The sequence below is a fragment of the Ruminococcus difficilis genome, from assembly GCF_016680995.1.
The window spans coordinates 82,843-108,846 of the sequence record NZ_JAEQMG010000040.1 but is presented as its reverse complement, the minus strand read 5'-3'; the positions used below and the strand labels follow the sequence as shown (position 1 = coordinate 108,846).

Below are 26,004 nucleotides of genomic sequence, written 5' to 3'. Positions count from 1 at the left end.
ATTTGTTTTCATCAATAACGTTGCTGCGTTTTCCAGTTGGCTAAAAAGGATTCATTGATTTGATGCTTATCAAACATCATTCTTTTTCTATCTTCTTACGCAAAACACGATCATGAATTCTTTTTGAATTATCTATAAAGCCATCAACACAGATAATTCCTATTGTAAACATGACAATTTGCATATGGCTGACATACTTTGGCATTACTTCAAATAAAAACAACACAGAAGTTAATCCAATAATCATCATCTTGAATTGCGAGATCGGAGAATAGAATGAATTAATATCACAATTCTTATGCCTTTTATGTGAGAAAAGGATTACTGTACATAATAGGATAAATGATAAATATCCAATCGCGCAAATCGCTTTATAAATCAATCCGTGTAATCCATGTAGCACAAAGGAGTTAATCGAATTACCTTCTTCGTATGCAAAAGGTAGGAACAATCCGCCCCATAAACCTTTTATTTTTCTAAACAGATGACCCGGTATAATCCATGGTTTGTCAACAAAAACCTGAACGCGTTCATTAATTATTTCTTTTTGATAATCTAAGGCGTCCTCTTGATTATCAAACTCGGTATACTTTTGATATGTCTCATGGTCTTCTTTGTTCCAGTGTCCGGCATGCTCTATATTTGTTCCTAAATACAGCCCCCACCCGAGTGTTAATCTATTCTCAGTTGAATGTTCAATCAAAACACTATCCGTTTCTGAAGGCTTGACAACACTGTTTACATATGACGTACATATACCGGAAATCACTACAAAGCATAGCGCATAGCAACAAACTGTTGTTAAAAACCATATAACTCTCTTTGCGGTTATTCTATCTTTGCAAAATAGCGCAAGCGCAAAAATGCAATAAGATATTATTACAACTGTTCCGCCTTGGTTTATTTTGTTGCCAAATGCAATTAGTATCGCAGAAAGCAACAAAGTTATGAGCCTAAGTACTATATGATAGTTATGGTTTAAAGATTTCAATAACAGCCAAAACGATAGGATATAAAAGAATAATAAAGGAGTCTCATGAATCAAAAGCTGTGTTTCAAACAATCCCACCGGAAGAATATTAAACAAAAGGAGTCCTACAAATGCCTTAGTCTTTCCTGTATAAACTCTGATAATATCAAACAACAATACTACAGCTATTGCAAAAAGGATCGATAAATAAGCAGTTAGCGCTCTCGAGTCGTTTCCGAATATCTTAACAACAGGAGATAAAAACAGTCCATAAATGACTTGGTATTTATACATTGAGGCAGGAACTGTGTTCTCAGTAATGATCCCGTTATTTGCGATTTGCGTTGCAAACGACTTATATAATCGCATGTCAATAGTCTTGTCCGCATCATTATTAAACAAAAACACAAAGAATATTTTTGAGATAACGACAAACAAAAATAAGAATAATGCCATTTTCCCTACTGAAATACTGCTTATCTTCCTCAAAAGACTACGGAGCTTATTGAAGATACGTTCTCCAAACATTACAAATAACGTTATTCCAATTAGTATGATTGCTATCAAAATATACTTGATAACACCTGTACTTATCGTCTCAGAGAAACAAACTACCGACGCTAAAAGAATAATTGTTAGCCAAGCAACAAAAACATAATCTATTGTTCTAACAACAAAATTACCTATTTTTTTCATCGAATACCTCTCTCAACGGTAAAAATTCGTGATTGTTGACACTATCAAATGAATACCCTCATCCCTCAACCCATAATACATTGGCAATCTGAGCAACCGTTCACTTTCCTTAATCGTATATCTATCCTTGTCATGTGAACGTCCTAACTTCTTTCCTGCAGGAGAAGGATGCAATAGGATATAGGGAATAAGATGCTGATTCCATTATCCTTCAGATAGTTTATCAATTCTGTTTGTTCTTCAATATCTTTTACTTTGATATAAAACACATGAGCATAATATATACAACCTTCTGGAATATCGGGTAATAATCGCTTTAGTTTTATTGGTAATTGCGTCTTCAATCAGCGCTTCATCGTATCCGGTCAGATAATTATAAATACGATCTTCGCACCTCGAAGCACAAAAGCGTTTGCAGTCAATACAAATGTGTATGACTGCATAATTACCTCATCACTAGGTTGGATATCACAGAGAATAGCTGCCATTTCTAACGCAAATGTACCGGATGTTGTGATCAACGCTTTTTTTGTATCCGTCATCTCTTCGATCTTTTGATTACATTTTTTCGTAAACTCACCATCACAGCATATTTTATGGTTTTCAATTTCTTGTTTAATGATTCTCTCCTCGTTGCCCAACAAAAGGGGGGCATTAAACGGAATCATAAGTTATACTCCTCATTTAGTATTATGTATAGTTTCGAAAAATAGTATAATAATACCTTTTTAGCCTTCTAAGGATTCTCCCCCTTTTTTTCATATTATCTGTAATCTTTTTTACAGCTTTTTGGGGATTATCACAATAATTTGCTCCAATATCAATGACCTTTTTTAATTCAAAATAAGAATACAGATAATCCTTGGGAGACAGTTCATAGGAAAGATCATCTTGATTGTTAATTCTTAGATGTTGTTTCTTTTCTATCTCCACAGTTTTAATATAACTGTAGTATTGATTTAATAATCTCCCATCCAGATACTGTGCTTTTATTATTTTGTCAAGACTTACCGGTTCATACTCCAAAACTAATAACCATAAATCCCACGCTTGTTTTCCTTGATTTGTCCTAATTATTACCGAGTTGCTTCCTAGTTTAGATGAGTTTTGATCCGTATAATTGTCACCAAATGCAATATCCGCTGAAACATTCAACTTATCAATACAATAAAGACATCTCTCCGGCATAAAATAGTCTTTCAACTCGGTGCGAATACTTTTATCTAAATAATCGTAGGAACCATCGCTAAAGAATAATTTCATATTTCCGGGCCATCCACCACTTTCCTTGTTCTTAAAGTGAAGCGATGATAATGTTTTATTTTCTGAATAGTGATCTGTCAAATAATCATATACATTATAATTAAATACTTTATCACAGAATAAACCAAGAAAAAGATAATTCTCTAAGTTTAGTCGAAACCGGGATATAACCTTTCTGAGCCCCCTCAAAGCACAAGAAGTCCCAATTAGAATCACTCGTTTCTCCCTATTCTCGATCATATACGATACAGCGTTTTCGTGGGAAACAGGAAGATATCTGGATTTAGGCAGAGTGCTGTTTTTAATATCCGTTACATCAATAATTGGTACAGTTGTCAATTGTTTCTCATATGAATATGCATTTACCATAAAGGCTACATCATAAACTCTCTTATTAAGCAACTCTGATACAATGGTCGATATGCATCCGCCGGAAGCTGATACATGTCTTATTTCAGGATCTTTACTCCATGCATTATATGATCCCAACACTTCGCCTATCACAGCTTGTTTAGGCTCATTATGCTCATATGTTTCATGAATTGCTGGACAAACCTCTGTGCAAATTCCGCAATGAATACAACTGTCATTATCAATTACAGGAACATACATTCCCTTTTCCCTTATATAATTGATACACTTCTTCGGACAAACATTTTTACATATGCCGCAAGAACAACATAATCCTGTTTTCTTTGTTATATTAACATTGTTCTTGTCCATAAAAACCTCTTTTACATTTCTCTTTTCAGAATACTTTTCGCTAAAATAATAGTTCCTTTGAACTCTTCTCTTTTGAAGTTAAACAATATGAATACTACGTTTGGTACGACTAAGCATATTCCCATTCTAGCAAACAGTTGTGGTATTCCGTTGCTGAATAAACTACAGAGCCAATATGTAATGAATCCTCCTACAGCCATCGTAATAAAGAATATTGTCATCTTGAAATAATACTTTTTGCTGCTGCAATGGAAAATGAATTTAAATATTGTGTAGTTTTCCCAAGGGATAGATATAAATAATGAAAAAACAGTAGAAAGAATAATGCCCGAAACTCCAATCACCTGCACTAACCAAATATTCAACACAATGTTTACAATCATACAAACATATGGACGAAATCTATCCTCCCACCAAATGCCCCCGGCATCCTTATATGTAATGGGAATCTTTCGAATTTGATAGACATAAAAGTACAACGCAAACTCAAGTACCAGTACAAATGGGAACATTAGCTCTTCATCCTGCACCCAAATACGCATAAATGGTTGATATAAGCACACCAAACAAACTGTGCACCATCCTACTAACCACGAATTGATAAATGAAAACTTTTCAAAATCTTTATAATTCTTATCAAGAGTTTCAGTCTGCAAGCTATTGCCTAAACCTGCCGTCATTGCGGAATAACAAATTCCAAGAAAACCGATGATTGAACTCATAATGTAATAATAATTGCCATAAATAGCAATCACTGTTAACCCCAAGAAAGCGGACATTACTATGTTATCTGCTGCGTTCAGCACCACAGTATTGAGTTTTGTGCCAATCAAAGCAGTAACTTTTTTAGTGATAGACTTCTTGAGCTCTTTACTAACATCTCCTTTTGGCTCCAATCCGGGAAACTGTTTATTGACAACTACGCATCTTAGGATATTAGTTAATATTGTAAAGATCGGCAACCAAATAATATAAAAATAGTAATTGCGAGTAAGGAACAAACAACCCAACATCACAATATAAGAAACAGGTGTAATAAATAGCGCTATTTTACTGTCAAGATCAGTTCTTTGATACGCCTGCATCAATGCATTTTTATAGGCAAAAAGCCAATAACTTAATACAGCATTAATTAAGTATATCATATATAATATGTATATATTTGTATCTTCGGGAATATCTCCATGAATGATTTTGGTCAAAAAAGGTAATAGACATAATCCAAGCACCAGAATCACAGTACCAATGATACGGTAAATCTTTTTATAAAGATTCAGAAGCGCTCTGATAGTATCAGTGTCATTTTCAGCAATAGGCTTATACATTGTATACACCATTGCTCCGCCTACACCAAGCTCTGCCAAACTTAAAAAACTCAAAATTGAGCTAAACAAACTACTTAGTCCCAAGTACTGAGTACCAAGGACATATAGTATAACAGTTCTGGAAACGAACGGTAAAACAATATTTACGATTCGTAAAATAGTTCCAAATACAATATTACGAACAGTATTTTTTGTGCGTGCTATTTTCATAAATTCCTCTATAACTTTTCGGGTAAAACATCAAAAACATTATCCAACTGAATCTCTTTTAAGGATTCAGAAATCGTTATTACCTCATTAACTAAGTCATTTTCAAGTAGTTGTAACCTTTTTATTATTATTTCGGTCGAAAAACCTTTGCTAAAATCAAAAGCATACTTTTCTTGATGAAAAAGGCTCAATAAACTCTGATACTTTTGCGCCCAACCTAAGGCAATACATGGAACACAATTCTTATACGCATGAACAATAGAATGGAATCTTGATGCAATAACGAATTTAAACTTTGAAACTAAATCATTAAACTCTAAGCAACTTAAATCTTTATCTATCAAAACTACTCTATCGTTATCGAATATATTTTTGATATCATTACACAATTCAAGATCACTTTCAGCATGACCTACTATATAAACAAAATAGCCCTCATTAATCAAAAACTGAATAATTGTCTCGTATAGTTTAAAGATTTTGCTTTTTTCACAAACCGTTTCAATCATACTATTAGGTATAATTCCGATTGATTTTTCCAGAATCGAAAATTGGTTTCTTTCAGATTCATTTTTGTAGATGTGACATAAATCGATGCTTTTATTATTCAATACCAAATCGACTTTCTGAATGACATTGTTAAGATGATAATGGTTAGCTAAAAGATCAAGTCCTTCCTGTTCTCTTGCACAAACTATTTTGGCCGTTGGCATCAAACGCCGAATACGTTCATCCAACTCTTTAGCATTTTCTCCTTTGAAGTTGAACGGTCCAAATGACTGTGGCATTATGTATACCGGAATATCAAACTCCTTGGCAAACTCTAAGTGATCCAGATACAATGTACATGTTTCATAACTCCAATTTGATCCTAAAGCAAAACCGCTTATATCAACCATCAAATCACAGTTGCTGTACAATTCATAAGCTTCATTATACTCTCGTGTATTTCGTAATTTACACATTTGCCGTAAAAAGTAATTACTCTGCGCTCGTGCATATTTGACTGGATACCACCCTGTAAAATCAAAAGTGTAAATATCTCTTTCCTCTTTCGGACGTCTTAGATCCAGTTCAGAGAGCAAGTATATTTTATGATCCGGGTACCTTTTCTTTAACTCATCTACTGTAATGAATACCATTGCCTGAGCTCCTTTGTTAAAAAGCTCTCCCCCGGTAATAATAATATTTCGCACGCAATCACCTTATCTGTGTCTTACTGAATAATACAATTTGAATACTTGGTAATACAATATAGGGGTATTTGAATATTCCGCAATCTGTTTTAGGGTTAATTTATCATGAAAATCACAATAAAAATTATAATACATTTTAATCCTCTTTTTTAGAGGATACTTGAGGAATTCAGCCTTTTCTATATGTGATAAAAAATAGCCTTGTGGATTATTGTAAAACCGATTAAACGCACCTTTGATTGTTAATCCATCCTCTAGATACTCCCAAATCCATATAATATCCTCAAACACGCGAATCTTGTATCCGTCATGCGCCATGCGATTCCAAGGAATACATGGTGTAATAAAGTTTTCCCCTTCAAATTCCGGATAAGGATACTGTTTGAATATGTCTGTCCAGAATACCTCTGCTCTTTCACCGTCGATTGGGTATTCTGTTGCCTCGGGATAACGCTCGAGAAACGTTGCGTCCCGATACGGTTTTTGATACCATGGGCAGTTCGGATCATCACGCCATGTTGTATTGCGGGTCTCTGTCGGAGTCTGACCTCTGTTTGCAACAATACCGCAATAGTCCTTTAATCCACGAATAGATTCCATCCAACCATTGATCTTTTCGCATGCGTCGTCTGTCAAAAAGTCATCAGAGTCAATCGTAAAAAATATCTCCCCATCAGCAACTTCGAGCGCACGATTGGTTGCACGACATTTACCTCCGTTTTTTCCTTTATAAAAACGGATAGGAAAATCGTTCTTATCATTGATCCACTGTTGTACTAATTCTTCGGTATTATCTGTAGAACCATCGTCATATACTATCCATTCAAAGTCTCTGAAGGTTTGACGCCGGATCGATTCATATAAACGATTAATGATGTACGCTCTATTATAGGTAGGGGTAAACAAAGTAATTTTATACTGATATGCCATATAAGCTAACTTCCTGTATTTATATTAATCTCTCTTAAAAATGTCTCTTGTGTATACTTTATCAACACATGAATCCAGTTCCTCGGAATAGCGATTCGCTATAATAACATCACTCATATTGATAAACTCATCTAATGAAGTTATTACTCGATTATTGAAGAACAAGCTCTCATGAAGTGTCGGTTCATAAATGATGATCTCGGCTCCATAAGATTTAAGTCTTTTCATCACGCCCTGAATAGAGGACTGGCGGAAATTATCAGAGTTTGATTTCATAGTAAGCCTGTATATCCCCACGACAACTTTCTGGTTTTTACTGGCGTTGAAATCATATCCCGCTTTTGTCAAAACGCGTTCCGCAATAAAATCCTTTCTTGTTCTGTTGGATTCAACGATTGCTTCAATCAAGTTCTCCGGAACATCTTTGTAGTTTGCAAGTAATTGTTTGGTATCCTTAGGCAAACAATAACCGCCGTATCCAAAGGAAGGGTTATTATAAAAATCACCTATGCGAGGATCTAAGCATACGCCCTGAATAATCTGTTTCGAGTTGAGTCCATGGAGCTCTGCGTATGTATCCAGTTCATTAAAAAAGCTGACACGTAATGCCAAATATGTATTTGCAAACAACTTGACAGCTTCCGCCTCAGTAGTATTTGTTATCAATACCGAAACGCCTTCCTTTACGGCACCCTCTTTTAATAGTTCTGCAAATAGCTTTGCCTCCGCAGTCAGATCGTCAGAAGCGCCGACAATGATTCTTGACGGATATAAATTATCAAACAATGCCCTGCCCTCTCGCAAAAATTCTGGACTGAAGAGGATTTTTTGATCAGGATGCTTCTTTCTGATTTGTTCCGAATATCCTACAGGCACCGTGGACTTAATGATAATTACGGCGTCGGGGTTGATTTGTCCAGCTTGATGAATGACAGACTCAACTGATGAAGTATCAAAATAATTCGTCTGTGAATCATAATTTGTAGGTGTGGCAATAATGATATAATCGGCATCTTTATACGCGTATTCAGCATCCGTCGTAGCCTCAAGGTTTAATGTACGTTCAGCCAAATACTCTTCGATTTCCTTATCAATAATCGGAGACTTTCGATCGTTTATCAAATCGACCTTTTCTTTGACTATATCAATTGCACACACCGTATGATGCTGTGCTAACAGGATCGCATTTGACAAACCGACATATCCTGTCCCGGCAACTGCAATTTTCATTTGCTATCAATCCTATCTATTTATTGCTGTAATGTATCCGCAATTCTCTTGCAAGCAAAGCCATCTCCGTATGGGTTCGAGGCTTTGCTCATTTTTTCATATTCTTCTTTATCATCTAGGAGTCGCTTGAACTCTCTGTAAATCACTTCTTCACTTGTTCCGACAAGTTTCAGTGTGCCTGCCTCAATACCTTCGGGACGCTCGGTAGTATCACGCATTACGAGCACTGGCTTTCCGAGAGAAGGAGCTTCTTCTTGAATCCCGCCGCTGTCGGTCAAGATTAAGTAGCTTCTTGCCATAAAGTTATGGAAATCCAACACATCCAGAGGCTCTATAATACGGATTCGATCGTCGTTTCCGAGCTCCTCATCAGCTGCCTGACGAACTACCGGATTCATATGAATCGGATAGATCACCTTGACATCGGGCGTTTCATCGACGATTCGTCGAATGGCGCGGAACATGCTATGCATAGGCGCTCCGAGATTCTCTCTGCGGTGCGCGGTCAACAAAATCAGTCTGCTATTATCTGCCCAATCCAATTCCGGATGATGATAGTCATCCCTGACGGTTGTTTTCAGAGCGTCTATTACCGTATTGCCAGTAACGAATACCGTTTCGGGTTTCTTTCCTTCTCTCAACAGATTCTGCTTTGACACCTCAGTAGGAGCAAAGTTGTACTGCGAGATAATTCCTACCGCTTCGCGGTTGAATTCTTCCGGATAAGGCGAGTAGATATTGTATGTACGGAGTCCCGCCTCAATATGACCGACCGGGATTTGCAAATAGAAACAGGCAAGCGCTGTTACAAAAGTAGTGGAGGTATCACCGTGAACCAAAACAACATCCGGCTTTTCGGCTTCCAGTATTTCTCTGATTCCATTCAAAATATTGGTCGTGATGTCAAAGAGTGTCTGCTTGTCCTTCATGATGGAAAGGTCATAGTCAGGCACTACTTTGAAAATCTCGAGAACCTGATCGAGCATCTGACGATGCTGACCCGTCACACAGACCTTTGTAATAATATTTTCTCTTGTTTTCAGTTCGTTGACCAGAGGACACATTTTGATCGCCTCGGGGCGCGTACCAAATACTACTAAGACTTTTTTCATTTATATACCAACTTTTAGTTTGTTTCGCAGTTGTGCAGTCATGACCGGAAAACGGAAAAAAAGATTTAACCAAATTCTTTGCTTTTTACTTGCAGAACTAATAACCGTTTTTTTATTACAGTAAGGAATTCTATCTACAATATTTTGTAAAACATTCGATGGTTGTTTTGCTAACAACGCACATTGAAGATGATACATACAGCTATTGATGTAACCAAGTGATGCTTCTCCATACAAGTTGGGAATGATTTCTTTTACATATTCACATCGTTGATACATCGCATCCAGTGCGTCTAAACGCTTCGGAGAATAACTCTCTCCCATTATGCTGTCAGAACGCTGTATATAATGATAGAAAGACTCCGTCATAAGCGAAACCTTTTTCGCTCTGCCGAACACCTGATATGACCAAAAAACATCCTCGTGATACTTTCCTTTTTCAAAAGGTATATCAGCTATCAGGCTACGCTTATACAGTTTATTCCATACGTGCTGTTTCAGTTTTCCGTCAACGATGATCTCTCTCATCGCAGACTTAGTATCAAGTACTTCTTCTTGACTGACAGTTACTTCATTGATTAGTGTATCGTCCTCTTTTACCCATTTGACGCCGCATGAAACAACATCGCTTTTGTCCGCCTGACTCCTCAGATATATCTTTTCAAAAGCGTCATTCTCTATCCAGTCATCAGAATCGATAAACGCGATCCACTCTCCTGTTGCAACAGACATGCCTGCATTTCTGGCATCGGAAAGACCACCGTTTTGCTTATGGATCACTTTGATCCGACTGTCCTTTTTTGCCCAATCATCACACATCTGCGGACAATCATCAAGAGAACCATCATCAACCAGAATGATTTCCAGATGGCAATAGGTCTGTTGGATCAAACTTGCAACACATTTATCAAGATATGCTTCAACATTATAAATTGGAACAATAATACTGATCAATGATTTTTCACACTTCATTATCCATTCTCACAGGCAAGTATTTTTCTGACCGTTTCTTTCGGATTGAACGCCTCAATCGGTTTATTAACGACATCCCCGATATTTCCGCTTTCAATATCTTTGATCGCTCTGGTAATATCTTCAACAGTGTTTTCACAGAATACATACCGATTGAATTTTTGGAAGTATTCTTTTAGTACTTGCTTCTCTTCGTCTGTACCGTCAAGTATAAAGAGAATTGTTTTATTTGTTGCAGAATACTGATATATTTTACCGGGTATTTGTCCACCCTTTCGATTACAAAGGAAAACTAATACATTTGTCTTATCTTCAATAGGTCTTAACTCATTCAACGGTAGTCTCGAATAAATCTGTACCGTCTTAGTAGAAGGAAACAAATTGTTAGGATTACCGCATATGCTTACAGGAATCTCACATTCTACCGCCACTTTATAAAATGATGATAAATCTCTGGAGGAAGGTCCATAATCTCCAAAATAACCATAATGGTTCGTATCAAAATCAAAACAATTATCAGTGTCGTTTTTATAGTAATATGGCAACGGCTGCCAATACATCTTGTCCGCTGACTCTGGAAATAACCTCTGCCTGTTTTTCATAGTCAGAGGACTCACATAACACACCTTTTCAGCAAAAGATAACAATCTCTTTTCTTCTTGGAATATACTTTTTTTACCATTAAAGCCATATGCATCACCAAACCACGGATCTTCCCATATTTGGATCCATTGCTTCGCCTTAATATGCTTTGCTTTCAGTAAATTATGTGCAAGAAGATGACCTGAAGGAGGTGTGGAAATAGATAAAACATAATCATATTCTTCATCCGACCTGAATTGCTGTGCAGTTTTTACGATTTTTGAGTAAACTCCATGAGGACCATATAAAGAAATAATACCTGATTTAATCGCGTTAATCACTTTTGAACGAATAGAAACCGTATCATTTTTGATGTCGGATTCTGTTTCTATGGATAAACCTGGAACATTATCCGATTTCTTCTTTGAGAGTTTCTCATATAGTGTTATTCCATCGTAAAAGTAATTCTTTGTTCCGCTCGGAATAGTCATAGATCTATCATGAGAATAATTATCGCTATCTGCACTCACAATAGTTACTTGATACCCACAATCGACTAATCCGCTAATATATGCCAGATGGCACAAATTAGCTGATGAGTTGACTGTTAAGCAGTCTCCAACAATAACTAAAACCTTCATAGAACTATCCCCGCAATCAATCAATATATCCTATTTTCCCATCAAGTTCTTTCCTTTGCTTCATGCGAAGCTCCATAGAAACATCTTTTCGTAAAGTATATGAATCATCGTATACAGGAGAGTCTTTCATTCGTTTGCTTTCTTTCTCCAGATACTCATCTAACGAGCAAATCACTCTCGCAGGAGAACCAACCGCTACAGAATTAGAGGGAATATCATGTGTAACGGTACTGTTTGCTCCTATAATCACATCATTACCGATCGTAACACCGGGTAAAACAACAGATTCCGCTCCAATGAATACTCTGTCCCCTATCGTAACTCGTCCGACTTTTGTATAATTCAGAAAAGTCTTTGTACTTGCATCATGACAGAGAATGTGAACTCTGGGCGCCATCGTAACATCATCGCCAATCTCTATCAGCCAACAGTGTCCCGGGTCAAGGATTGTACCATGAAGTCGGTTGAAATTTTTCCCGACCTTCATTCCCATTGAAATCTGTTTTTCTGTTGTATACTCACCGCGGAAGCGATAAAGTAGTTCTTTCAAAAAACTCATAATTCCCTCACTGTTTCATAAAAATCGGATAAACAAAAACAATTCTGCTACAAACTTAATAACATCTCTTCTACTGCTTTGACTGTATTTTCAGTACTGAAATACTTTCCTCTGATTTCTGCTTGCTTTTTGTAATGCGCTAGCAGCTCAGGAGTATCCAATAATCTTTTAATTCCCTCATATAACGAATCTTCGTTATTATCAGTCACTATTCCATATTCGTCATGTTTTCCCAGTATCTCTTGCATACCCGAGCATAACGTAGTCACTACAGGCGTTCCTACTACAAGTGCTTCCGTTACAGCGGTGCTGAATCCTTCACTGAGCGAAGAACAAACATACAAATCACACTTTGCAACATATTTATACGGGTTAGTCTGGTATCCTAAGAAAACAAACGAATCCTGCAATTGATGCTTTTTTAAATATGTTTCAATCTTTGGCTGTTCCGGGCCTACGCCGAGAATCAAAAACTTGTGTTTCAGACCGTTTTCCAAAAGACGCTTATGAATCCTTGCCAGTCTATCAAACCCTTTAACTGTCGCGATCTTTCCAACCGAGCAAAGATGTATACATGGACCTTCAAAGGAAAAGTCTGTAATCTCCTCTGTTGACTTTTCAATGATTTCATCAGTCTCTATGGTATTATACAGCACCTCAATCGGCTTTTTATAATCCAAAGTTTTCTTAAAGTAATTCATCACCCATTCGGATACGCAAATAGTCCTATCAAATCTTTCATAACACTTTTTTGCTTCCTCGAAGCTTCTAAAAGAACCTGACACTTCTTCTTTGGTATCAAGCTTACAATGGATCCAATTAATCAATTTTACATTTGAATCTGAACATCCTGACACAATTCTTGCAGAAGGTCCTTCCAAATATGAAACGATGATATCATAATGTTCTTTAATATAACGGCAATATAAGAAACGTGGAGAAAAAAGCTTCATTATTTTTGAATTTCCTCTTATCGCACGCTTATAGCAAACGAAATAATGAATATGATTTTTTAAATACGGTTCATTGACTCCACCGCCAAATAATGATAAGACAGTGATATCAAACGTCTCTCGATTCAAATTATTGACAAGGTTGACCAAGACCTTTTCTGCTCCACCTTGCCCTAGATCATGAATGACAAATAACACTTTTTTCATCTTTTTTTCATTTCCATAAATCCCTTGGAAAGGATTCTATTAATTCATTTTGCATCTTTTTTAACACCTTGGGATCAAGTTTTGAAGGTGTAATCGTCAAAGCTTCTTCCACACTATTTGCAATAGGAAAATCATATCTGCCAGTAGAATAGTACCAATCTTTATATTTTGTAATATCTTCCATAGGGGTATCACTCAACATTATTGCTGGGATTCCATATGACTCAGCTATAATTATGCCATGTAAAGAAGAGCTAATAATTAAATCTGCTTCTAAAATACTTTCAATTAATACTCTCCAGTCAGACTGATATGTATCTATTCGATCTTCTTTATCATATGACTTATACCGTGAATAATGAGGAACTACTTTGTATTTCCATTTATGCATAGAAACTTTAGGATATATTAAAGGCATCAACACGGCAGGGTCACCAAGTGGCAGCCCCCCCCCAGAACATTTGTTCTTGATAAGCCTATCATACCCCATTTCCTTAAGGATTCTTAATGTTTCCGGTCCTCTAACTGCACGTATATCAAGAGAGTGCCTTAATCTGTGAAACATCCCAACAAGTTTCTTTTTGCTTAAACTGCTATAATCTGAAATAATGCCGGAACCCCATATAGTAGCATCCTGATACCCTAATAGAATAGATCCTATAGAATATAGATGATGTGTCTTTCTCACTCTTTCTTCCAATGAAACGCCAAATTGCTTACACATATAGTTAACGACAACTAACGATAAATAATCTCCAACATTATTGACTGTTCTTTCTGGATTAACCCACGCATTCAAATTAACTATATTTTTCTCAGCAAAATATAGATACATAGTATCTCTTTTCACAATTCTCTTTCCAAAAACGAACCTATTAATCTTGTTATTCTTTATCTTTGTTTTTTTTCCTGAAATATAAATACTCTCCATCGCTAATACCTTTATATAATTATTTATTCTTTATTGCTATCACTATGCTCAGCAGTACTCCAAAAGGACATGCGCAAATAAATAACGGCCAGTTCTTGTTTTTTAGCCCACATCCTTTTTTTGCCAGACAACACGAAGAAACATAATGGACATATTCCTTGAATTTATACTTTAATCCGATCCCTTTAAAGCTCAAGTGCTGCTTTCGTAATTCGGCATAACTCTGAGGACTGTCATAATACTGACGAAACATATTACTGGACATTCCCTGTGGCTGATAATTGACTACGCACAAGCATTCGTTCAACACAAGAAAATCATAATTCTTTGAGATTTCCATATGCAAATAATTAGGATTAAAAAACTTTTCGCCTTCAAAAGATCCCATTGGTGCGACCGATTGATATAAATCTGAACGTACAACCAGTTTTATATCACCCGTGTGAATATGATACTTACCAATTGCCAAATCTACTAGGTTGATTGATTTTTGGTCAGGAAATGGATCTCCGATTTTATTGCCGTTTGTATCATAATCCAAACCGGCTATTCCTGCAAATTCATCAGAACCATTCTTTTTCCAAAACGATGTAATTCTTTCCACAGCATCGTCCGGCAGGTAATCATCCGAATCCACGCATACAGCTAATTCCGTTTCGAGTCTTTCAATAGCCGCATTATACGCTGTATGAAGGCCCCCGTTCTCTTTATAATAATATGAGATGGAAAACTCCTTTTCCTGCCGGATCCATTCAGCGACTAATTCACCGGTATTGTCGGTAGAGCCATCATCAATAATCAACCATCTGAAATCTTTTGAGGTTTGCCTTTGAAGTGCCTTATAAGCAACAAGCAATAAATCTGCCCTGTTATATGCAGGTGTAAAAACAGTTAATAAACACATTATAGCCTCATTTTTAAATAATATCGAAGTGCTGTCTTTGTTAAGTGGTATCCAAAAACAGAATATAATTGAGCAATCTTTTTTGTTCGTGGATAATCACGATAGTGAAAGAGATATGTATACTTCCTCATCGATTTACACAACTCTTTGGATTCTTTATCTTTTCGAGCTGAGATGTGTGCCAAAAAAAGTGCATACTGATAGGCTGTATAGCTGAGCATTAATTCTTTTACTCGTTCATTAACATAGCTGAATTCTGCGTATGCACAAATAATCTCAGCAAATTCTCGTAAATGGTTATAGCCTATCGTTCGAGTAACAGATCCTTCTCTCTGCCTATATACATATATCTTTTCATTTAAAAATTGATAAGTTGGTAGGCAATTTACTATTCTATAGCCAACTTCCACATCTTCAGTACGAATATTAGGCTTAAAAAACAAATTGTTCTCTACCAAAAACTGCTTGCGATATGCTCTTTTGGCTGTATGAAAATTCAAGCAATCATTTTTCACCATATATTCGAGTGATTCCATTGGGCTAAGATGATTCATCTCATCAGGATAATCATATCTATCATCAGACCATTTATCACTAAACTCACTATAAGTTTTTGAGGTAAAATATATAATATCTGGATGGTTTTTAGCTAATGTATCTATTCTTTCTAAACCGTCATTTAACCTCCAATAATCATCGCTATCCAAAAAAAGTATATATTCACCCTTTGCGTAATTGATCCCGTTGTTTCTCGCAACTGATGCTCCGGCATTCTTCTGATGGACAGAAGTCACACATTCATGAGTTTGCGCATACTCGTCACACATCAGTTCACTTCCATCTGAAGAACCATCATCAACTAGTATGATTTCATAATTGTGATATGTTTGAGATAAAATGCTATCTATGCATTGCTTTAAATACTTTTTAACATTATAAACCGGAATAATAAAGCTATATTTAATCACAACAATACTCCCACAATATCTTTATTCAAAAGATCAAGGCTAAACCTAAATTGAATCATATTCGAGTCTTGATTCTCTATCTCAAACCCAATACTTTGCAATGTATTCCGAAGCAGAATATTCTTCTTTGTTTTACTGACAGAGAACAATCCCTGTGCGCAGTTCTCTTTCTCCAACAAAGAACTGAAAAGTGCGCTCTCTACATACTTTCCCGCCACGCGGCAAGACATTGCAAACTCTGTGAATATCAACTGCTGATTTTCGACTCTATACTGGCCGAAACCTACGATACCGTAGGAGCCGAAGTCATCCTTGCAGGAGAAAGCAAAATTGGTGTGATTCTCCCTTGCGAGGACATCCTCATATTCTTCCGGTGTATACTTTTTACCGGAAAGGTTCAACTGATTAGTACGCACCAACAGCTCATAACAACGCAGCTTTTCATCCTCGGTCTGAGGTTCAAACAGTTCGATGCTCAAATGGCATTTCCTGAGGAAATCGATCGTATCGCCGTTATCTGCAGACTGCATCAACTGATTGCGCTTTTCTTCTGCCTTATACATCGCACGGCGATTCTTGCTCTCATCAGTGATAAGTACATCAAATTCAGCCCTGCTGAGGAGTTTCGAAACATCCGTAACGTCATAAACTCTGACTTGCGGAAGAGCGGACTGTACCTGATTTCTCTCGAATGCTGAATCATCGATCAGCGCGAAGGTATCTATGCCGATATTCAGGCTCTTTGCGATCTGCTCCAAAGAGCCGCTTTTTGCATTCCAATGGATCTGCGGATAGATGAAGTAATCCGAGATACCCAGCTTCTCAACGATCGGCCATGCCAAATCATAATCGTTCTTGCTGGCGATCGATTGAATGATACCGCGTTCATCCAATGCCTTTATCGTATCGATGATCCCGTCATTTAACTGCAATTCATCGGGATTATCCGTTTCGATCAGCGTACCGCTCCAAACAGTGTTATCTAAATCCCATACAACACATTTCACCTTGGAAGCAGGTGTATCGGAAACGATGCGATGTCCTTTGACAAAATCACACCAAAGAATGTCTATTTCCGCTTCCAGATCGTTTTCGGGATAGATCTTTACTAAATAATTCGCAGTGGCACAGGCTTTTGTCATCTTGGAATCATCAAGGATAATCAAATTCTCACCCGGTTCCAGCCGTAAGGACGATTTAAATACCGTAGTGTGGTCATCATAGATTTCCAGTATTAGATTGAACGCTTTTTCTTCAAAGCTGTAGCCATGGAAGATAAACGCGTCCGGATGATTATCCTCACCCGAAAGACCTCTGAGCTTTCTTCTTCGCAGAAACTCTGTCGTCCGGATAGATTCCCATTTTACCTTGACCGGCATTTTGGAATCCGCGATCCCCTGCAGCTTTTTACCGAGCTTCTGGTTCTTTTCGGTCAACGCCCGATACTCCGCTTTATCCAGCATTGCGGGGTAGATGATCGTCATCATGTTCGCCCATTTGCGGAACTTGACGCGGGCACTTTGACCGCAACAACCCTTGTCATTGGGTTGGACACAAATACCGTTTTCAAAACGCATACATCTGCCGTCGCTGCGAGGAATAAAATGCACACAGTTGCCAAAGCATACCGGAGCGGAACACTCTAAACAATGCTCCTCCCACATAGTAGGCCTGACCGCGGTTATCTCATATTCACTTGTTACACTTTTATCATAGCGGGGCTGTTTCTTGACCTTCGCAGCGTCCGCATAATAAAACTGATACATTTGAATATCTCCTTAGTTATCTTTCGAAAAAATACTCTGTAGCTTCTCTCATGTTCATGCTCTGCATACCGTATTTCTCTTTCAACTCGTCATAGTAACTGAATATATCTTCGAGTTGCTTCAAATGGTAATCGGTACGCACGCCAATGTTATGCGGATGCCACCATAAATGGAAAACAAGATTATTCTTGGCGGCGTGGAGCATCTGCTTCTTGATTCTTCTGACCTTCATACCCTCCAAGAATCCGAGAGGTTTAAAATAGGGCTTGTACATCCTGGAGCCGGTAAGATTCCAGACGCCATGCTCTTTTTTAGGCAGGTAGCCGCCCTGACCGGTAAGCGGGAAATAAACGTCCATCAAACGTAAAATACGTTTTATTGCGTTGATTTTGACCTTGGTATGGATCCAATCGTTTTCCTCGTCACGATATGTCTCGATTCCGAGCTCTGACAATACTTTCGTGTATTCCGGAACACTTTGATTTCTCGGCAAAACAAGCGATTCAACATGAAAGCCTTTCGCTTTCGCAATAGCAACAGCGGCTTTTATATCAGCCTCAAACTGCTCGATCGTCTGACCGTTTTCGCGACAATAATAGTGAGAAAACGTATGTGTACCGATCTCCTGTCCATCGGCCTCGCTGACCTGTCGGATCAATGACGGTGCATAGAAGCAAGGAGCTTCTTCCTCATTTTTGCCTATTTCGGCAAAGCAACGATAAGACGAAAGCTTCTCATTATCATAAGAAGGCAACAGTGATTTCTCAGGAAAGTACTGCTGTACATCCTCGTAGTTGTCTGCAAACATAAAGCCGACCGTCGCCCAAGTGGTGTGGATGCCGTGCTTTTGAAAAAGCTTCAGTAGCTTCGGTATCGCCTTCCGTCCGCCTAAAATATTCTCTTGATATTCCTCTAATTTCCAGCCATCCTGCATACCCCAGAACAACTCAAAATCAAGGGAGGTGATTAAGATTGGTTTATTCATATATAACTCCACGACAAGGATGTAGTTTATTGATTCTGAAATCTGACAGTACCTTCAGTATCATCGGTGATTTCTTCAAGGTTGTGCTCAAAATCAATGATAATGGGATGGTGAGTCCAATTACGCTCTTCCTTCGGCGGAAACTGCATATAATCACCATAGATTCTTCGTAAGTACTCATCCCACTGTTTGAAACACATGAATTCTCTATCTTCAAATTGTAAATATGTGTATTCATCCATCAAATCCGGCGGAAGATTTATTTTCATTGACCAGATGACTTCTGCACCAACTCTATCCAGTTGAACATCATCATTATACTTTGTAATCTGTTGTAATAAAATCTGGCGCTTCTGTTGCCGGTTTTCAGGCTTATTTAACTTGAGAAGAATCCGAGCAATCGTACGTATCATAAAGCCGGATTCCGGAGGAATATATTCTCTGGTCAACAAATGATATTGCATGTAACGCCAATAAAACAGCATTCTGCTAAAAGTATTCTTTGGCACACGATCAATCGGGAATACATCCACGAAAATACCTGTATGAAACCTACCACGATCTATTTCATCATGTAAAAAAGTCGTATGGTCCTTCCTGATTTTTGTGAACGAAGAAGGAAAAAGCGGTGCGTTTTCTTTGTTTTGCAGAATATATCCATCCGGAGGATTTTGCTCCCACAGCTTGATAAACTTATTATAGTTGTCTCTGCTCATGCAAATATCTAAATCATCATCCCAGGGGATAAACCCTTGATGTCTGGCAGCACCTATTAATGTACCCGCATATAAAGAATAACTTATATCGTTTTTTTGGCAAAAATCATCTATAACCTTTAATGATTCCAACTCAGTTAATTGAACTTTTCTTAATACATTATCCATAAATACACCATAAAACGATTAATACTTATCAGTCCGCAACGTTAAAACAGAATAGAAACCTTAATATTTGTCTGGTAGTAATAATATGCTAAATAACCAATAATCAATGCGCTATATACAATGGGTTTTGTTTTTTCCGAAAAGACCTTTTCAACCTCCCATGGAAGGAGAATATAATTGTATATACTTGCATAGATTGGTAATCTGCCAAACAATACACCTGCAGGTAAAACCGCTGCCAAGACATACAATCCGGACGTTATGATAGACATATTGGCGCTGAAATTGATTATTGGATTGTCTTCTTCTCGCATTTTTTTTCTACCAATAACCGCTATAATAAACGGTATTGAAAAAACAATTGCCTTAATAAAGTTTGTACTTCCACCATATTGAGATTCATCTGAATAATCTGAATAATCTGTATCCGATAATATGTTATCTAAAAGATTTGTAAATGAACCCAAAAATGCTACAGCTAATAGAATAGCAACAATAAAGATGATAGTGCGCTTATTGAATGCTTTTCCTTGACAAATAAGAATGATCGGTATCATTATCAATGCTGATCTGTGCATAGTGAATGCTAACAAAATGATACAAAGCAAAGGGAAGTATTTTTTCTTTAGGATAAGAGGAGTTGCTGCAAAAACAATTGTAACAGCCAAAAACTGGCGCGTTCCGTTAAACATCCAACCGATATAATCTACTGATGCAACAAACAAGAAAACACTTAACACATAATTAATCGAATACTTTCTGTAAATAGATAGTATTATTAGACCTTGTATTGCCGAAATGATCATCAAATAAACATGAAAATCATCACCAAAAATACTCTTAATTAATGTTGAGAAGATATAAAAACCTTTGTCTTTCTCATCTGTTCCGAGTATAGAAAAAGCTTCACTGAAACTGTTTGGAAGTGTTTTCGTAAACCATCTAATATAAGCAGTTGTATCAAACACTCTTCCTCGGCTTCCTGCAACTATAATCAGAGGAAGGAAAACAATAAATGCAGTTAACCACGAATAGCGCTCTTCTTCAACGCCGCATACCAATTCTTTTCTTTTTACAAAAACATATTTTGAAAGGAATGCACATAATCCAACCCATAGGATTACAAAAAGATATCCAGTCATAATTACCCACTTTACAATGATGCTATAATACTTTCAACTTCTTTTTTTGTTTCGGAAACACAATACTTCTTCACTGTCTCAAGGTTGTTTGATGAAGCTTCTTCTCTGAAAGAATCGTTTTCCTTTAACTTCCTGACTCCTTCAGCAAAGGCGTCCACGTCATCGGGATCACAAGTATATCCCGATTTCCCGTTTTCAGTCACATCCTCAAGGCCTCTGATATTGGAATTCACCAACGGAAGGCCGCAATACATCGCCTCGAGAGAAGCGACCGGAAGTCCTTCTCTTTTTGACGGCATTGCGAAAACATCCGCCTGACTGGTAATATCGACCACATCTTTTCTGTAGCCGAGAAAATGAACCTTGCCTTCTAAACCGTTTTCCTTGACCTGGCTTTGAAGGTTCTCCAACTGATCACCTTTTCCGCACAGGATGTAATGAATCTTAGAATCATTCAACTGAGCAATTGCTTTGATGATGACCTTCTGATTCTTGTTTTTATTCAGCTCTCCGACAGAGATTACAATGAAGTCATCAGAGCTCAACCCTAACTCTTCTCGGATATCGATTGCGTTTTCGCTTTTTGTCAAACGCTCGGTATTGATACCGATCCCGTGAATATATTCTACTCGCGGCACAGTGAATGTCTGTGCCCTCTTGTAATCCTCGCGGTTGATGGTTGTGATCAGATCGGCCTTGTTTGCCATCATCTTTTCGATTGGATAATAAACCATCCAGTTCAAAAGCGGAGCGCCCTTGTAAAAATGGAATCCATGCACCATATACATGACTTTTGTTCCGTTCTTACGTACTTTGCGAGCAGCCAAACGTACTGTCACACCCATAACCGGTTCATTCGTCCAAATGATATCGTAGTGACCGTTATTGATGATCTCCTTAACGTCACCGTAACCCTTGAAGTTAATAGGATTCACGGGACTGCGAACTAACCGTACAGTATGGATCTTTTTTACATAGCCATTTAATTTTTCTCTGATCTCATCAATTCTTCCTCCGACAACGGAACAGGCGATTTCCACCTCATATCCGTTTTCGGACAGATTCATGATGTGCGGTAAAAGAAACTGCACCATCATCAAATCCGTTGATGTAACGAGAATACGCTTAGCCATTAATGACTTCCTTTACTTTATTGATAATGCCATCGGCGTTGATGCCGACTTGCTTTCTGAGGTATTTTTGAGAACCGACCTCGATGCAATAAAAATCATTGATGCCGATTCTGTGGAGCTTTGCACCGGTGCCGAGCTCGGAGAGGACTTCCGCAACAGCGCTGCCGAAGCCGCCGACGATATTGTGCTCTTCGACCGTAAAGATATGGTCGAATCTCTTAGCACAGTCATTGATGACCTCTTTATCGATCGGTTTTACTGTCGGGAAGCTGTACTGCTCCACGCCAATCCCCTGTTCCTCTAATGAGTCACAAGCGATTGATGTTTCTTCCAGAATCGCTCCTGTTGAGAATACGGCAACCTTTACCGCCTTATCTCCTGCATCTCTGAGCTTATAGGCTTTACCGATCTCAAACTCATTGATGACACGGTTCACGCGCTTTTCACCGCCTCTGCCGAGACGCAGATAGCAGGTGCCCTGAGTGTTTGCGATCTTCTTGACTGCCAATTCTGCCTCGGTCGGATCACCGGGGCAAATGACGGTGACATCGGGCAACGCTCTTAATACAGCAATATCTTCAGTTGCATGATGACTCATGCCGAGCGAGCCGTAAACATAGCCACCGCCGACACAAATCACATTCACATTGGCGTTATGGTAAGCGCAGTCGTTGCGGATCTGTTCCAGACAACGCAGCGTCGGGAAATTACCGATCGAATAGGTGAATACCTTATTACCTTCCAGCGCCATACCTGCAGCAACGCCGGTCATATTCTGCTCGGCGATACCCGCGTTGACAAACTGGTTCGGGAGAGCCTCCCAAAACGGCTTCAAAACACCGAAGCCGAGGTCTCCGGTAACGAGCTTCAAGCTCTTATCCTGCTGACCGAGTTCGATCAAAGTACGAATCACAGAATCTCTCATCGTTCCTCAACCTCCCTCGTGTAGTATGTGGGATGATAGGTCTCCGAAACCGTATGCTTCAAGCCGTCCGGATCAGGAACCATCTCGGGGCATCCGTCGGGAGTATAGGGATCGACTACACCCTCGGGCATAATCTGATGCAGTTCATTCACCGCACAGTTGTATTCCCAACCCTCATGCGGGAAACGATAATGCCAGAGAATATCGTTCTGCATGAAGGAGATCCCCTTGCCTTTAACTGTATTTGCGATCACAACGGTGGGCTTGTGCTCGGGGTTGGAGGTATCGGTCAGCGCCGTTCTCAGGGCGTCATGGTCATGACCGTCAACAACGATCACATTCCAGTCGAAGCCTTTCCAGCGCTTCTCCATATTCACTTCCAACGTGTTATTACAGTAATCCAAGCTCTGCATATGGTTGTGGTCAACGATAGCGACCAGATTGTCGAGCTTGAAATGATTGGCAAATTCAGCGGCTTCCCATACAGATCCCTCATTGCACTCTCCATCGCCGAGAACGACGAAGGAGCGGAATTCTTTACCATCCTGCTTTGCTGCAAGAGCGCGTCCTGCCGCAACGGACAAGCCGTGTCCGAGAGAGCCGGTGGAAAAGTCTACACCGGGCAAATGGTGGGATACATGACCGGAAAGGCGACTGCCGTCGGCATAATGCGTTTTGAGTTCTTCCACAGAGAAGAATCCGTTCTCGGCGAGCGCCGCATAAACGGATGCGCCGGAATGTCCTTTGGAAAGAATGAAACGATCTCTGCCGTCCCACTCGGGATCGTCCTTATCAAATTTTAAGATGTCTGTGTACAGGACGCCCATAATGTCCGCTACGGACAATATCGCGCCGATGTGACTGCCGCCCGACAACGCTGTCATCTCAACACCGTGCCGGCGTATCAGCCACGCAAGTTGTTCACTGGTCATGCTTTTTGCTCCATTAATCTTTTATTCGGATATCTTAACTAACAAATTAAGTTCTTCTTCACCAAGCTTCCAGTCGCTACCCTCAGCATTGGAGAGTATCTGTACGGGACGCTTTGCGCCGCACAGGACGACGGAATCTGGAATATGGTCGAGGATAAATCTGATTGCGACAGCCGCTACCGACTTGTTATGTGCTGCGGCGATCGGTCTCATCGTCTCTACGATTTCAAGATTCTTGAGTAGCTTTTCGCCATGGAAGTTCACATAGATATCACGGCTTCGTCTGTCGCTCGAATCAAAATTGACATTGGTTTTATCATATTTGCCTGTCAGAATTCCCTGACCGAGGCTCCCCCATGTCAGAGGGGTCATGCTCAGTTTGTCCGACAGATCAAGCATATCGCTCTCGTTCTTGCGGCAAGCCAAGCTGTATTCATCCTGAAAGGATACGAACTGTCCCTTATATGGAGCAAGTTCTTCATAGTCCTTCATAGATATATTGGAAAGTCCGTAATAGCGGATCTTGCCTGCTTCTTTCATTCTCTCCAATGTTTCCGCTACTACAGAAATGGGAGTAACACCATCACGATAGTGGACCTGATAAAGATCGATATAATCTGTGCCCAATCTTTTTAAACTGGCGTCGAGCGCCTGTTCAATGTATTCGGGACTATTATCATAGAAGGTTTTTCCGTTTCCGACACGAACGCCGAATTTTGTCGCGATCACAGCTTCCTTTCGACGATCTCCCAGCGCTTTGCCAAGTGTGATCTCCGACTGACCTAAGCCGTAGGTATCAGCCGTATCAAAAAAGTTGATGCCGTTATCGAGCGCAGTTTGTACCGCATCGATCAGCTCTGCTTCCTGAACAGCTCCCCAACCGTAGCCGCCCATCGGACAACCGCCCATACATATTCTCGATACATTTAAATCGGTATTTTTAATCTTACTGTATTCCATCAAATTCCTCTATGTTTCATTAGTTGTTAGAAGCAGCGGTCGTTTCCTTGCTTGGCTTTTTAAAGACAAAACGGAAAGCTTTTTTAATTACTTCAAAAACAGTCTTGAACAATATGTATGTATCTGTCTTGAAAGATACCGTATGCGCGTATTTAATGCGCAACGCGTTTTTCTTCTTCAATACATACTTCTCGTACATCTCGTCGGCATTATCGCCCCCGACAATCTCATCCAGATTGATGAATTCAACAGAACTATAGTCTGTGATACCGGGTCGCACCTTGAGGATATCCTTTTCCTCGCCCTCATACTGATTGACATATTGCATCAGCTCGGGCCGCGGACCGACAAAGCTCATCTTTCCGATAAAGACCTGCCAAATCTGAGGGATCTCATCCAACTTTGTTTTTCTTAAGAAGTTACCGACTTTTGTGATGCGAGGATCGTTAAGCGCGGTCGTGCCTCCGCCGATCTTGTCCGCATTCTTGACCATCGTGCGGAACTTGCTGATACGGAATGTTTTGCCCTTATAGCCACCTCGCTGTGCGCGATAAATGACTGGGAAGCCATCCTCGATTGCAATCGCCAGTGCGATGATCAAATAAAAGGGCCATAATATCAGCAGGGCAATTCCTGCAATCAATAGTCCGATGATCCGCTTTATCACTTTGTTATAAAATCCGTCATACTTAGGTTTCGGATATGTTTTTGATTGTTTATTATTCTCCATGATCCGACCCCTAACCCCCTAAAGCGGCTCGTTTTCTATGCTTTATTCATCGAAATGGCACAATAACTCATAGTAATCCATTTTATCTTATATATAATACTACAAAACAATAATAATGTCAATTTTTTGACGAAAAACAATCATACAGCAAATATCGGTAGTTCTTGTAAATTAT

Annotated in this window: 24 protein-coding genes; all 24 read right to left on the bottom strand. The window is 38.9% G+C overall.

Features of this window, described 5'->3' with window-relative positions:
* Window positions 1-76: 76 nt before the first annotated feature.
* The 24 genes from JKK62_RS02960 to JKK62_RS02845 all read right to left on the bottom strand — a co-directional run bounded on the left by JKK62_RS02960 (window position 77) and on the right by JKK62_RS02845 (window position 25,766).
* Window positions 77-1,666, bottom strand: coding sequence for a glycosyltransferase family 39 protein (locus JKK62_RS02960; protein WP_201426918.1), 1,590 nt, complete (start codon window positions 1,664-1,666; stop codon window positions 77-79).
* Window positions 1,667-2,031: 365 nt separating this feature from the next.
* Window positions 2,032-2,334 carry an aminotransferase class I/II-fold pyridoxal phosphate-dependent enzyme gene (locus tag JKK62_RS17935; RefSeq protein ID WP_366502907.1) on the bottom strand — a complete coding sequence of 101 codons (303 nt, stop codon included), beginning with the start codon at window positions 2,332-2,334 and terminating at the stop codon, window positions 2,032-2,034.
* Between the two features lie 22 nt (window positions 2,335-2,356).
* The gene (locus tag JKK62_RS02950) at window positions 2,357-3,652 is read right to left on the bottom strand and encodes a Coenzyme F420 hydrogenase/dehydrogenase, beta subunit C-terminal domain (RefSeq protein WP_201426917.1); all 1,296 of its coding nucleotides are present in this window, start codon (window positions 3,650-3,652) and stop codon (window positions 2,357-2,359) included.
* A gap of 11 nt (window positions 3,653-3,663) precedes the next feature.
* On the bottom strand, window positions 3,664-5,187 hold the full coding sequence (locus JKK62_RS02945) for an oligosaccharide flippase family protein (RefSeq protein WP_201426916.1): 1,524 nt from the start codon (window positions 5,185-5,187) through the stop codon (window positions 3,664-3,666).
* An 8-nt stretch (window positions 5,188-5,195) separates the two neighbouring features.
* Complete coding sequence (locus JKK62_RS02940; protein WP_201426915.1) at window positions 5,196-6,383, bottom strand: polysaccharide pyruvyl transferase family protein; 1,188 nt, start codon at window positions 6,381-6,383, stop codon at window positions 5,196-5,198.
* Window positions 6,384-6,392: 9 nt separating this feature from the next.
* Entirely contained in the window at window positions 6,393-7,313 is a 921-nt protein-coding gene (locus JKK62_RS02935) for a glycosyltransferase family 2 protein (RefSeq protein WP_201426914.1), read from the bottom strand.
* Window positions 7,314-7,337: 24 nt separating this feature from the next.
* Complete coding sequence (locus tag JKK62_RS02930; protein ID WP_201426913.1) at window positions 7,338-8,543, bottom strand: nucleotide sugar dehydrogenase; 1,206 nt, start codon at window positions 8,541-8,543, stop codon at window positions 7,338-7,340.
* A gap of 20 nt (window positions 8,544-8,563) precedes the next feature.
* Window positions 8,564-9,655 (bottom strand): non-hydrolyzing UDP-N-acetylglucosamine 2-epimerase, encoded by a 1,092-nt coding sequence (wecB, locus tag JKK62_RS02925; protein ID WP_201426912.1) that lies wholly within the window; start codon window positions 9,653-9,655, stop codon window positions 8,564-8,566.
* Entirely contained in the window at window positions 9,656-10,627 is a 972-nt protein-coding gene (locus JKK62_RS02920; RefSeq protein WP_201426911.1) for a glycosyltransferase, read from the bottom strand. It abuts the gene before it with no gap.
* Window positions 10,627-11,850, bottom strand: a complete 1,224-nt coding sequence (locus JKK62_RS02915; RefSeq protein WP_201426910.1) for a hypothetical protein — start codon at window positions 11,848-11,850, stop codon at window positions 10,627-10,629. Before JKK62_RS02915 ends, JKK62_RS02920 begins: the two co-directional genes overlap by 1 nt.
* Before the next feature lie 16 nt (window positions 11,851-11,866).
* Window positions 11,867-12,409, bottom strand: a complete 543-nt coding sequence (locus tag JKK62_RS02910; protein ID WP_201426909.1) for a DapH/DapD/GlmU-related protein — start codon at window positions 12,407-12,409, stop codon at window positions 11,867-11,869.
* A gap of 47 nt (window positions 12,410-12,456) precedes the next feature.
* A complete protein-coding gene (locus tag JKK62_RS02905; RefSeq protein ID WP_201426908.1) occupies window positions 12,457-13,569 on the bottom strand; it encodes a glycosyltransferase in 1,113 nt (370 codons plus the stop codon).
* A 7-nt stretch (window positions 13,570-13,576) separates the two neighbouring features.
* A complete protein-coding gene (locus JKK62_RS02900) occupies window positions 13,577-14,500 on the bottom strand; it encodes a polysaccharide pyruvyl transferase family protein (RefSeq protein ID WP_201426907.1) in 924 nt (307 codons plus the stop codon).
* 19 nt (window positions 14,501-14,519) lie between these two features.
* The gene (locus JKK62_RS02895; RefSeq protein WP_201426906.1) at window positions 14,520-15,404 is read right to left on the bottom strand and encodes a glycosyltransferase family 2 protein; all 885 of its coding nucleotides are present in this window, start codon (window positions 15,402-15,404) and stop codon (window positions 14,520-14,522) included.
* A complete protein-coding gene (locus tag JKK62_RS02890; RefSeq protein WP_201426905.1) occupies window positions 15,404-16,372 on the bottom strand; it encodes a glycosyltransferase family 2 protein in 969 nt (322 codons plus the stop codon). The genes JKK62_RS02895 and JKK62_RS02890 overlap by 1 nt, the downstream gene beginning before the upstream one ends.
* Window positions 16,369-18,138: an HAD-IIIC family phosphatase gene (locus tag JKK62_RS02885; RefSeq protein WP_201426904.1), complete on the bottom strand. Its 1,770-nt coding sequence runs from the start codon at window positions 18,136-18,138 to the stop codon at window positions 16,369-16,371. Before JKK62_RS02885 ends, JKK62_RS02890 begins: the two co-directional genes overlap by 4 nt.
* 16 nt (window positions 18,139-18,154) lie before the next feature.
* Complete coding sequence (locus tag JKK62_RS02880) at window positions 18,155-19,135, bottom strand: polysaccharide deacetylase family protein (RefSeq protein ID WP_201426903.1); 981 nt, start codon at window positions 19,133-19,135, stop codon at window positions 18,155-18,157.
* A 14-nt stretch (window positions 19,136-19,149) separates the two neighbouring features.
* The gene (locus JKK62_RS02875; protein ID WP_201426902.1) at window positions 19,150-20,007 is read right to left on the bottom strand and encodes a LicD family protein; all 858 of its coding nucleotides are present in this window, start codon (window positions 20,005-20,007) and stop codon (window positions 19,150-19,152) included.
* Between the two features lie 41 nt (window positions 20,008-20,048).
* Complete coding sequence (locus JKK62_RS02870) at window positions 20,049-21,149, bottom strand: EpsG family protein (protein WP_201426901.1); 1,101 nt, start codon at window positions 21,147-21,149, stop codon at window positions 20,049-20,051.
* A gap of 11 nt (window positions 21,150-21,160) precedes the next feature.
* The gene (locus JKK62_RS02865) at window positions 21,161-22,216 is read right to left on the bottom strand and encodes a glycosyltransferase (protein ID WP_201426900.1); all 1,056 of its coding nucleotides are present in this window, start codon (window positions 22,214-22,216) and stop codon (window positions 21,161-21,163) included.
* 58 nt (window positions 22,217-22,274) lie between these two features.
* On the bottom strand, window positions 22,275-23,207 hold the full coding sequence (locus JKK62_RS02860; RefSeq protein ID WP_201426899.1) for a transketolase family protein: 933 nt from the start codon (window positions 23,205-23,207) through the stop codon (window positions 22,275-22,277).
* A complete protein-coding gene (locus JKK62_RS02855; protein ID WP_201426898.1) occupies window positions 23,204-24,139 on the bottom strand; it encodes a transketolase in 936 nt (311 codons plus the stop codon). The genes JKK62_RS02860 and JKK62_RS02855 overlap by 4 nt, the downstream gene beginning before the upstream one ends.
* Before the next feature lie 21 nt (window positions 24,140-24,160).
* On the bottom strand, window positions 24,161-25,099 hold the full coding sequence (locus JKK62_RS02850; protein WP_243411735.1) for an aldo/keto reductase: 939 nt from the start codon (window positions 25,097-25,099) through the stop codon (window positions 24,161-24,163).
* A 19-nt stretch (window positions 25,100-25,118) separates the two neighbouring features.
* A complete protein-coding gene (locus JKK62_RS02845; RefSeq protein WP_366502905.1) occupies window positions 25,119-25,766 on the bottom strand; it encodes a sugar transferase in 648 nt (215 codons plus the stop codon).
* Between the last annotated feature and the right edge of the window lie 238 nt (window positions 25,767-26,004).